The following is a 9,406-nucleotide window of genomic DNA, read 5'->3' as shown; positions in this document are numbered from 1 at the left end:
CGGCGATTACTTCGCCAGTCAACACCAACACTGAAGATTTTCTTCCAGACCACCGCAGCCCCAAAAACCAGAACCACAGCAGGGCGCGCCTTCTAGGACGCCCCAACAAAACTGTCAAAGGGATTCTGCAGCGGAAGGTCCTGGAAGTGGGATGCGCTCCTTCCCCCTTCAAGAGGCCAGGATCGTCTCCGCCAGCCGGCCCGCCTGCGCGCGGATCTCCGGCACGGCGGTGATTTCCCACAAGGTTCCGCGCCCGAGGGGGCCCAGCACATAGAGGCCCGGCACCTCCCTCCCCTCCCCGTCCAGCGCCGCCCCGCCGGGCGAAACCGAAAGGCCCAGCCCATCCGGCCGCAACATCCCCCGCTCCACCATCATCGGCACGGGCGGATTCGCGGCCCAGGCCTGGCTGCCAGAAGGGCCGGTGCAAAGCAGGATGCGCCCGCAACGCAGGGCCCGCAGCCCTCCAGCCCGCAACCGCAGGATGGCTTCCGCGCCCTCCCCTTCCGGCTGCCAGGAGTCGAGCCGGCCCGCCAGAACCTCCAGCCCCCCCTGCCCCCGCTCCTCGGCGAGGCTGGCGAAGACCTCGGGCGCCAGCCTGTGGCGGTGCAGGTTCCACAGGCTGGCGGCATGGCGCAGGAACCGCCCCCGCTCTTCCACGTCCCAGGATTGCCAGATCGCCTGCACATGCGGCCGGATGCCATCCGGCACCGCCTGCCATGGCACGCCCGCCGCCTCCGCCTTCGCCGCCTCGGCCCGCAGCAGGCGCAGCAGGGCCAGCGGCCCCGGCATGCCTCCTTCCGGCAGTTCCACCGTCCAGGGAGACGGCAGCGGGCCCGGCACATGCGGCAAGGGAAGCCAGCCATGCCGCGAAACCGCCACCACCTTCCCGTGGTGGCCGCGCCGCCGCAGCGACAGCACCATGTCCGCCATGGTCAGCCCGGTGCCCACCAGCAGCACCGTCTCGCCCGGCGCCAGGTCTTCCAGCGCCCCGGCCTCCCAGGGGTGGCCGATCAGCCGGGGCGGCGCGCCGGGACCGCCGGCGAAGCCGCCCAGCGCCAGCACCACCTGCCGCGCCATGTGCCGCCCGCCCGCTTCGTCCCGCAGGTGGAAACCGCCTCCGGCCGCGGGCTCCACCGCCACGACCCTGCGGGGGAGGTGGGTCAGCGTGCCGCCCGGCGCTCCGGCCGCGGCCTGCCACGCCTCGCGCAGATAGCGGCCATAGAAAGGGCGGGGCGCGAAGATCGGGCCGCCCCCTTCCGGCGCGGCGGGGGCATCCGCCTGTCGGGCCAGCCATTCGGCGAAATCCCCGGGGCGCTCGGGCCAGAGGCTCATGCCGCCCGCCGGCACGTTCAGCAGGTGCTCGGGCGAGGCGGTGCCATAGGCGAGCCCCGGCCCGGGCACGCCCGGCTCGAACAGCAGCACCCGCGCGGCGCCCTGCAGGCGCAGCGCCAGGGCCGTGCCGGCGAAGCCCCCGCCCACCACCGCGACCACAGGAAGGCTGGATGTCATGCGGGCTCCGCTCCATGGAAGAAGCGCCGCCGCCTTTGCGGGGCGGGGCGCGAGGGGGCATGAAAAACCCCGCCGGGCCTCATGCCCGCGGGGCGGTCCTCAAGGCCAGGGCAAGGCGGGCTAGCGGCCCCGTGCCGGCGGGTCCCGGCTCAGGCCGCGGGCCGCGAGCTCGGCCTCGTAGGCGGCCTGCCGCTCATCCTGCTCCAGGCCCAGCCTGTAGAGATAGTCCCAGGTATAGATGCCGCTGTCATGCAGGTCGTCGAACACCAGGCGCACGGCATAGTGGCCCACAGGCTCCACCCGCAGGATGCCCACAAGGCGCCGGCCCGAGACGATCTTCTTCTGCCCGGGCCCATGCCCCTGCACCTCGGCCGAGGGGCTCTCCACCCGGAGGTATTCGGCCGGCAGCATGAAGCTCCGGCCATCCTCGAAGCGGATGTCGAGCCGCCGCTCGGCGCGGCGCAGGTGGATCTCGGTGGGCGCCGGCATCAGCCGCCGAGGCGCCGCGCCTCGTCCGGCAGCATGATCGGGATGCCGTCGCGGATCGGGTAGGCGAGGCCCGCCTGCTCGCTCACCAGCTCGCCGCGCTCCCGGTCGTAGCGCAGCGGCCCCTTGGTGACGGGGCAGACCAGGATCTCCAGCAGCCGGGGATCGACGGGGCCGCCCGGCGGGGCGGCGGAGGTGGGGTCGGAAGGGTTCATGGTGGTCATTCCTCGGGATTCCTGCGCCCGGCGGGGCTGGCCGTCAACTCCGGCCGCGGCCGCGCCCTCAACTGGGCCGGCCCGCTCCGGCGGCGGGGCCGGCGCTTTCCATCCGCAGCAGCGCCACCAGCATCGCGGCGCGCGCCGCGAGGTCTGGCGCCTCCAGCAGCGCCTGCTTCTCCGCGCCGCCGAAGGGGCAGATCATGCAGAGCGTGGTCACCAGCATGTCGGGTGGCGTGCGCTCGATCGCCGCCCAGTCCGCCTCGATGCGCCGGGCCTGGAAATAGGGGCGCAGCGCCGCCAGCAGCGCCTCGCGGTCCACGGCGTCCTCCGGCGCGGGCTGCCGGTCGGCGGGAAAGGCGCCATGGTCGGCGCGCACGCGCCGGTAGCCGCGCGGGCTGTCGGGCAGTTCCTCCAGCACGCGGAAGCGGCTGGTGCCGAGCAGGGTGATCAGGTAGCGCCCGTCGCCCGTTTCGGAAAAGGAGGCGATGCGCCCCAGGCAGCCGGCGCGGTAGATGGTGGAGCGCCCCTGCGGCCGCGGCCGGGCCGGGTCGGGCAGCACCATGCCGATCAGCCGGCCATGCCCCAGCGCATCCTCGACCATGGCGAGGTAGCGCGGCTCGAAGATGTTGAGCGGCAGCCGCCCGCCGGGCAGCAGCAGCGCGCCCGCCAGGGGAAAGACCGGGATCTCGTCCGGCAACTCTCCCGGCGGCGGCACGGGCCGGGAATGGGCGCTGTCCATGCCCGGCCCTCCCCGCTCAGCGGAACAGCAGGGTGGACAGGCCGCGCCGCGCCTTCACCGTCGCCGGGTCCATCGGGCCCCAGGCCTCGAAGAACTTCAGCAGCTGCTTGCGCGCCGCCTCGTCGTTCCAGGCGCGGTCGCGCCTGATGGCGTCGAGCAGCGCCTGGGCGGCCTCGGCACGCTGGTCCATGGCGTTCAGCGCCACCGCCAGCTCGATCCGCGCCTCGTGGTCGTCCGGATCGGCGGCGAGGCGGTTCTCGAACTCGGCCAGCCGCTCGCGCGCCCTGCGGCCCTCGACGGCCAGCTCCAGCGCGCTGCGCACGCCCGTCACCTCGGCATGATTGCGCAGCTTCTCCGGCACCGCCTCCAGCACCTGCAGGGCGCGCTCTTCCTCGCCCATCGCCATCAGGGTGCGGGCGAGACCCGCCAGGGCCTCGGCGTTCTCGGGCTCCTGCTGCGCCAGGGCGGCGTAGATCTCGAGCGCCGTCTGGTGGTCGCCCTCCTCGGCGGCCTGCCTGGCCTCGGCCATCAGGTCGGCCGCCGGCATCTGCCCGCCCGCCGCCTTCAGCAGCGTCTCGACGAACTTCTTCAGCTCCGATTCCGGCAGCGCGCCCTGGAACAGGTCGGCGATCTGGCCCTGCCAGAAGGCCACCACCGTCGGCACGGATTGCAGCGGCAGGCCCATCTGGGAAAGCTGCTGCACCAGGCCGCGGTTCTGGTCGATGTCGATCTTCACCAGGCGCACGCGGCCCTGGGCGGCGGTCACCACCTTCTCCAGCGCCGGCGTCAGCTGCTTGCAGGGGCCGCACCACGTCGCCCAGAAGTCGACGAGCACGGGCACCTCGCGGCTGGCCTGCACCACGTCCTGCATGAAGGACTTCGCATCACCATCCTTGATGATGGCGGCACCGCCGGCACCGGCAGGGTTGGGACGGTTCGGGTCGAGGATCGTTTCCATGGGGCACCAGCTCCGGTCTTCCTGCCCGCCATAGATGCGCCGGTCGCGCTCCGGCGCAAGGCGGGAAGCCGATTTCCGTGCCGCCTCTCACCCCGCCGGCTGCGTCTCCGGCAGATCCTCCGGCAGGTCCAGCAGCTCCGGCGCATGGCCGAGGGCGCGCAGGAAGCGCAGCAGCCCCTCAGGGGCCAGGGCGGTGGTGGCGGTGTTCACCAGCGGGTGGACATGCACCCGCTCCACCCCTTCCAGCACGGCGCGGTCGATCGCCACCCGCACCCGGCCGGGCACGGCGTTGACCATGCCGAGGGGCGTCACCGATCCCGGCCGCACGCCCAGCTCCGCCCAGAGCATCCCGGCCGGGGCGAGCTGGCCGCGCGGCACGCCGAGCCGGCGCAGCAGCGCGTTGATGGAGATCCGCCGGTCCTCCTCCAGCACCGCGAGGATGCAGGGGCCGGGGTCACGCGGGCGCAGGAACAGGTTCTTCACATGGGCGCCGGGCAGGCTGCCGCGCAGCGCCTTGCTTTCCGCCACGCTGTGCAGCGGCGGGTGGCGCACCGTCTCGGCCGCGATGCCGAGGGCGGCCAGGCGGGCGAGCAATCCTTCCGGCGTCTCGGCCGGGGCGCCGCTGGCCAGGGGGGCGAGGTGCGGATCGGGCGGGGTGGGGTTCTCGTGCTGCATGGGCGCCTCTCTGCCGCCCCGGCGCGCCGCCGTCGAGCGGGAGGCGGCGCGCGCGGTCCGGACGGCCGGCTCGGACCAGCCGCCTCAGGTCCCCACCTCGTGCAGCGTCAGCCCGTCATGGCCGGGCGGCGCCTCGGCCAGGCGGCGCAGCGCGGCGCGCAGCCCCGCCTCGCCCGCCCGCCACCGCTCCATGAGGCTCGGGGCGGAGAAGTCGAACAGCTTTCCCGGCCCCCCCTCGTCCAGCGCGGCGCGATAGGCGAACCGCACCACCGTGGCGGCGGCGGGCCCGGCAGCTTCCGCCAGCGCCTCCTCCACCCCCGCCTCGGCGCGCGCGCCGGCCGGCAGCCGCTCCGCCACCCGTCGCAGCGCGGCGCGCAGCCGCAGGGCGCGGCCCTGGCCTTCCAGGATGCGCTGGGTCTGGTTGCCAAAGGCCAGATCCCCCGCGCGCGACAGCGAATCGCCCAGCGAGCGCGGCACCTGGCCGGAGGCGGCGAACAGCTCCACCACCAGGCACAGCAGCGGGGCGGCATCGGGCGTGTCGAACACCAGGTCGAGCGGCGTGTTGGAGGCCAGGCCGCCATCGCCCAGCAGCCGCTCCCCGATCCTGGAGGGGCCAAAGAGCGGCGGCAGGCCGCAGGCGGCCACGATGTGCTCGGGCCCGATCCGGTCGCCGCGCCCGGTGTCGAACACCACCCGCTCGCCGCTGGCCAGGTCGGTGGTCACCACGCTCAGGCGCGGCGCGCCGGAATTGAGGCGATCAAAATCGACCAGCTCCGGCAGGCGCCGCCGCAGCGGCGCCAGGTCGTGCAGCGCGGCGCCGTCCTGCGGCAACAGGGCCGCCCAGGGGCGCGGGGCGAACAGCCCGGGGCGGCCGAGCAGCAGGGTCCGCCAGGCGGCGGCGTGGCTGCTGGCCTGCCGCCACGCTCCTCGCGGCGGCGGCCCAGCCAAAAACGGTTCGGGCAGAAAGGAAAAGGCGGGCGCCGGCTCCTCCGCCGCCTTCCAGAAGGCGCGCAGCGCCTCGGCGCGGCGCCCGGGCGGATTGCCCGCCAGCAGGGCGGCGTTGATGGCGCCCGCCGAGGTGGCCGCCACCCAGTCCGGCCAGGGCGTGCCCGCCGCCTCCAGCGCGGCGCAGAAGCCCGCCTCCACCGCGCCCAGCGCCACGCCCCCCGAGAGCACCAGCGCCGTCCGCATGGCCGGGGCAGCCGCCGGAAACGGAATGGTCGGGGAAGGGCTCGGGTGCTGCTCGGTCAAGGTGTCGGTCATCGGGCTCCTGCGCGCGGGGGCTTGGGCCCGCCATGGGCGCAACCCGGCCGCCGCCATCCGGTTGCTTTCCCGCATTGCCCCTCACAGCCGCTCCGAACAGCCAGGAGGCCACCATGCCGCGCGCCGACGACCCCGCCTTCCGCCTCTTTGCCGCCGACCCCGCCGGGCCGGGCGACGATGCCCCGCCCGGCACCCCCGGCACGGGCGAGGATGTCTGCCCCGATTGCCAGGGCCATGGCCGGATCGGCGGCCGGGAATGCGCGACCTGCCGCGGCACCGGCATCGTCAACAAGGGGGTTGGCGGCGCCTGAGGGCCGCCTCACCTGCTGGGGGCGCCCACGTGGGGGTGGCGGAACCGCCATTCCCGCCCCTCCGCGCCTGGACGTGGCCCGAACAGGGCACGGCCAGAAAAAGCGCGCCGCCAGAAAGGAACGACATGCCGGGCTTCGCCTTCGACAACAGCTATGCGCGCCTGCCGGAACGCTTCCACGCCCGGCTGCCGCCGACGCCGGTGGCCGCGCCCCGCCTGCTGCGGCTGAACGCCGCGCTGGCCGGGACGCTGGGCCTGGACCCCGAATTCCTGGCCAGCCCCGAGGGCGTCGCCATCCTGGCCGGCAACGCGGTGCCGGAGGGCGCGGCCTCGCTGGCCATGGCCTATGCCGGGCACCAGTTCGGCCAGTTCGTGCCGCAGCTCGGCGACGGGCGCGCCCTGCTGCTGGGCGAGGTGGTGGGGCGCGACGGGCAGCGGCGCGACATCCAGCTCAAGGGCTCCGGCCCCACCCCCTTCTCGCGCCAGGGCGACGGGCGGGCGGCGCTCGGCCCGGTGCTGCGCGAATACATCCTGGCCGAGGCGATGGCCGCGCTCGGCATCCCCACCACCCGGGCGCTGGCGGCGCTGTCCACCGGCGAGGCGGTGCGGCGCGAAAGGGCGCTGCCCGGCGCGGTGCTGGTGCGGGTGGCGTCCAGCCACATCCGCGTCGGCACCTTCCAGTACTTCGCCGCGCGGCAGGACATCGAGGGGCTGCGCCTGCTGGCCGACCACGCCATCGCCCGGCACGACCCGCATCTCGCCGGCGGCCCCGCCCCCTATCGTGGCCTGCTGGAGGCGGTGATCGCGCGGCAGGCGGAACTGGTGGCGCGCTGGCTCCAGGTCGGCTTCATCCATGGCGTGATGAACACCGACAACATGGCCCTTTCCGGCGAGACGATCGATTACGGCCCCTGCGCCTTTCTCGACGCCTATGACCCGGCCACGGTGTTCAGCTCGATCGACCATTACGGCCGCTACGCCTATGGCAACCAGCCGCCCATCGCGCAGTGGAACCTGGCGCGGCTGGCCGAGTGCCTGCTGCCGCTGCTGGCGGAGGACGAGGAGGAGGCGCTGGCGCAGGCGCGGGCCGCGCTGGGCGGGTTCTGGCCGCGTTTCGAGGCCGCCTGGCTCGCCGGCATGCGCCGCAAGATCGGCCTGAGCGGCCCGCAGGAGGAGGCGGATGCCGCGCTGATCCAGGACCTGCTGGACCGCATGGCCCGCAACAAGGTGGACTTCACCCTGTTCTTCCGTGCGCTTGGCGGCGCGGCGGCGGACACGGCGGGCGACGCGGCGGTGGCCGCCCTGTTCGAGGACCCCGCCGCCTATGGGGAATGGGCCATGTCCTGGCGCCGGCGCCTGGAGCGGGAGGGCGGCTTGCCGGAGGACCGGCGCGCCGCGATGGACGCCGTGAACCCTGCCTACATCCCGCGCAACCACCAGGTGGAGGCGGCACTTTCCGCCGCGGTGGAGCGGCAGGATCTCGGCCCCTTCGAGGCGCTGATGGACGTCCTCGCCCGGCCCTTCGAGGAGCGTCCGGGCCTCGAGAGCTATACCCTTCCCCCGCAGCCCCAGGAGCGCGTGCTGCAGACCTTCTGCGGCACCTGAGGCACGCGGTGCCACCGCTCGAGGAAGAGGCCAGGGGTCCGGAAGCGCCCCTGCCAGCCAAACGGCGCCACGGCAAAATTCCCATGAAGAAAATCATCCGCCAGGGCTTGCGAAGCCCCGGCGGCTATGAGATATCCCCGCCACGCCAGACGGAGCGCGGGCGTAGCTCAGGGGTAGAGCACAACCTTGCCAAGGTTGGGGTCGAGGGTTCGAATCCCTTCGCCCGCTCCAGTTTTCAAGGACTTAGAGGTCGGGTTGCAGCCCATAACCTCAAGCTCTGGCACGCAACTAGCACGCAAGTTGTTCAGTACCATCGGCCGCTTTGCAGAGCGGTCGATGTCGTTTGCGATCTCGTCCAGCACCGCGCGAGCGCGGGCCAGATGGTCGGGCGCTACATGCGTGTATCTCCCCGTGGTTCGAATGTTGGGCATCAGGTGTCCCATGAAGCCCGCCAGCTCCATCTCAGGTACCCCGCGCGCCCGCATCTCCGTCGCCATGGTGTGGCGCACCGTGTAGGCGGTCACGTCCATGCCGAAGCCCGCGGCGTCGCGTACAGTCTGGAAGGCTCCGGCGATCTTCTTCACCGGCTTGCCCCGCCAAGTCACCAGCGGGCCGGCACTGACGGCCTTGATCCAGGGGCGGAGGAAGTCCGCCATGGGCAGGATCGGCCGGCGCTTCTTCGTCTGGACCCGGCCAGGCGGGTTCAGGTTGATCGTCCCGCGCTCCAGGTCGCACTGGAACCGACTAAGCTGAAGCACGGCTTCAGGCCGGCCCACGGTGCCGATCATCAGCAGCAGGAACATGCGAACGTGATCCGGCATATCCTCCGACCACAGCCGCGCCAGCTCCTCGATACTGAGAACCCGCTCCCGCCCCTCCCCTTCCGGCAGGCTCAGGAAGGGCATCTGCCGGTCAAGCTCGCCGTTCTTCCAGGCCCAGGTCACGGCGGCCTTGCCGGCACCCATCATGCGCTTGATGGTCCCAGGGGCGTACCGCTGTGCCAGCTTGGCCACGGCCGCCTGCTGCGCCTCCAGGTTCAGCTCCGCCACGGTGATGCCCTCCGGCAGCGTCTCCAGGAGGGTCCGCAGGTTGCCGCGCTGGATGCTGGCGCCAACCGTGTGCCGGGCGTGCTTGTCGAAGTAGCGGGCAAAGACGGTCGCCAGGGGCAGGTCGCGCGGATGCTGAATCCGGAGCGTGACATTCAGCGTGACCCACTCGGCGAGCGCGAGCTGGGCTTGCTCAAAATCGTCAGTGCCGAGAGATGCGCGGCGCGTCTGTCGCGACTCGGGATCAAACCAGGTGCGGCACCATTGCGTGCTGTTGGGGCGGCGGGAGAGCCAGTAATCCCCAATGCGGCCGAGCTGATCCGATCCGCCTTTGCGCAAGGTGCAACCTCGTTCGCTGTGATGTAGTCGGCCAGGTGCCGCTCGGTATAGCGCGGCCGGCCACCAATCATGGTGTAACCGATCCTCTGGCGCCGCCGCTCCCGCCGCAGCGTGTCGATGGAGATGCCCAACCGCTCAGCGGCTACGGCTTCCGTCAACAGGCGCGGCAGGAAGACAGGATCGGTCATAGGCGGATCGGCTACCCTCAGAAGCTACCGTTAAGCCGCACGACCGCCATGGCGGCACCGCTGGGGTCGT

General features: G+C 72.9%; 10 protein-coding genes, 1 tRNA gene and 1 pseudogene. 3 read left to right on the top strand and 9 right to left on the bottom strand.

The window, feature by feature from the left end; genetic code table 11:
- Positions 1-168: 168 nt before the first annotated feature.
- The 7 genes from CR162_RS21160 to CR162_RS21130 form a co-directional block, all read right to left on the bottom strand.
- Positions 169-1,509, bottom strand: a complete 1,341-nt coding sequence (locus CR162_RS21160) for an FAD/NAD(P)-binding protein (RefSeq protein WP_099097465.1) — start codon at positions 1,507-1,509, stop codon at positions 169-171.
- 120 nt (positions 1,510-1,629) lie between these two features.
- Positions 1,630-1,998 carry a gamma-butyrobetaine hydroxylase-like domain-containing protein gene (locus CR162_RS21155; protein WP_099097464.1) on the bottom strand — a complete coding sequence of 123 codons (369 nt, stop codon included), beginning with the start codon at positions 1,996-1,998 and terminating at the stop codon, positions 1,630-1,632.
- The gene (locus CR162_RS21150) at positions 1,998-2,210 is read right to left on the bottom strand and encodes a Trm112 family protein (RefSeq protein ID WP_099097466.1); all 213 of its coding nucleotides are present in this window, start codon (positions 2,208-2,210) and stop codon (positions 1,998-2,000) included. Before CR162_RS21150 ends, CR162_RS21155 begins: the two co-directional genes overlap by 1 nt.
- 67 nt (positions 2,211-2,277) lie before the next feature.
- Positions 2,278-2,952: an LON peptidase substrate-binding domain-containing protein gene (locus tag CR162_RS21145; protein WP_099097463.1), complete on the bottom strand. Its 675-nt coding sequence runs from the start codon at positions 2,950-2,952 to the stop codon at positions 2,278-2,280.
- A 16-nt stretch (positions 2,953-2,968) separates the two neighbouring features.
- A complete protein-coding gene (locus tag CR162_RS21140; protein ID WP_099097462.1) occupies positions 2,969-3,910 on the bottom strand; it encodes a thioredoxin family protein in 942 nt (313 codons plus the stop codon).
- 87 nt (positions 3,911-3,997) lie between these two features.
- Positions 3,998-4,585 (bottom strand): prolyl-tRNA synthetase associated domain-containing protein, encoded by a 588-nt coding sequence (locus tag CR162_RS21135; protein ID WP_099097461.1) that lies wholly within the window; start codon positions 4,583-4,585, stop codon positions 3,998-4,000.
- A gap of 84 nt (positions 4,586-4,669) precedes the next feature.
- Positions 4,670-5,848 carry a patatin-like phospholipase family protein gene (locus CR162_RS21130; RefSeq protein WP_176559977.1) on the bottom strand — a complete coding sequence of 393 codons (1,179 nt, stop codon included), beginning with the start codon at positions 5,846-5,848 and terminating at the stop codon, positions 4,670-4,672.
- A gap of 113 nt (positions 5,849-5,961) precedes the next feature.
- On the opposite strand from CR162_RS21130, the gene CR162_RS21125 reads away from it, so the two are divergent.
- From CR162_RS21125 to CR162_RS21115, 3 genes are all read left to right on the top strand, one after another.
- On the top strand, positions 5,962-6,159 hold the full coding sequence (locus CR162_RS21125) for a hypothetical protein (protein WP_099097459.1): 198 nt from the start codon (positions 5,962-5,964) through the stop codon (positions 6,157-6,159).
- Between the two features lie 125 nt (positions 6,160-6,284).
- Positions 6,285-7,763, top strand: coding sequence for a protein adenylyltransferase SelO (locus CR162_RS21120; RefSeq protein WP_099097458.1), 1,479 nt, complete (start codon positions 6,285-6,287; stop codon positions 7,761-7,763).
- Positions 7,764-7,919: 156 nt separating this feature from the next.
- Positions 7,920-7,994, top strand: a tRNA-Gly gene (locus CR162_RS21115).
- Between the two features lie 215 nt (positions 7,995-8,209).
- On the opposite strand, the pseudogene CR162_RS23305 reads toward CR162_RS21115, so the two are convergent.
- Positions 8,210-8,551: pseudogene (locus CR162_RS23305) on the bottom strand (hypothetical protein); the annotation flags it as partial.
- 413 nt (positions 8,552-8,964) lie between these two features.
- Positions 8,965-9,336, bottom strand: a complete 372-nt coding sequence (locus tag CR162_RS23300) for a helix-turn-helix domain-containing protein (protein ID WP_367604171.1) — start codon at positions 9,334-9,336, stop codon at positions 8,965-8,967.
- Positions 9,337-9,406 lie beyond the last annotated feature (70 nt).

The organism is Teichococcus rhizosphaerae, assembly GCF_002631185.1.
GTDB classification, from domain to species: domain Bacteria; phylum Pseudomonadota; class Alphaproteobacteria; order Acetobacterales; family Acetobacteraceae; genus Pseudoroseomonas; species Pseudoroseomonas rhizosphaerae.
Note: the sequence above shows the minus strand (reverse complement) of the source record. Positions and strands in the feature narration are given on the sequence as shown.

Excerpts from the sequence above, each read along its gene's own strand:
- CR162_RS21160 (WP_099097465.1), bottom strand. The coding sequence starts at position 1,509 with ATGACATCCAGCCTTCCTGTGGTCGCGGTGGTGGGCGGGGGCTTCGCC.
- CR162_RS21155 (WP_099097464.1), bottom strand. The coding sequence starts at position 1,998 with ATGCCGGCGCCCACCGAGATCCACCTGCGCCGCGCCGAGCGGCGGCTC.
- CR162_RS21150 (WP_099097466.1), bottom strand. The coding sequence starts at position 2,210 with ATGAACCCTTCCGACCCCACCTCCGCCGCCCCGCCGGGCGGCCCCGTC.
- CR162_RS21145 (WP_099097463.1), bottom strand. The coding sequence starts at position 2,952 with ATGGACAGCGCCCATTCCCGGCCCGTGCCGCCGCCGGGAGAGTTGCCG.
- CR162_RS21140 (WP_099097462.1), bottom strand. The coding sequence starts at position 3,910 with ATGGAAACGATCCTCGACCCGAACCGTCCCAACCCTGCCGGTGCCGGC.
- CR162_RS21135 (WP_099097461.1), bottom strand. The coding sequence starts at position 4,585 with ATGCAGCACGAGAACCCCACCCCGCCCGATCCGCACCTCGCCCCCCTG.
- CR162_RS21130 (WP_176559977.1), bottom strand. The coding sequence starts at position 5,848 with ATGACCGACACCTTGACCGAGCAGCACCCGAGCCCTTCCCCGACCATT.
- CR162_RS21125 (WP_099097459.1), top strand. The coding sequence starts at position 5,962 with ATGCCGCGCGCCGACGACCCCGCCTTCCGCCTCTTTGCCGCCGACCCC.
- CR162_RS21120 (WP_099097458.1), top strand. The coding sequence starts at position 6,285 with ATGCCGGGCTTCGCCTTCGACAACAGCTATGCGCGCCTGCCGGAACGC.
- CR162_RS23300 (WP_367604171.1), bottom strand. The coding sequence starts at position 9,336 with ATGACCGATCCTGTCTTCCTGCCGCGCCTGTTGACGGAAGCCGTAGCC.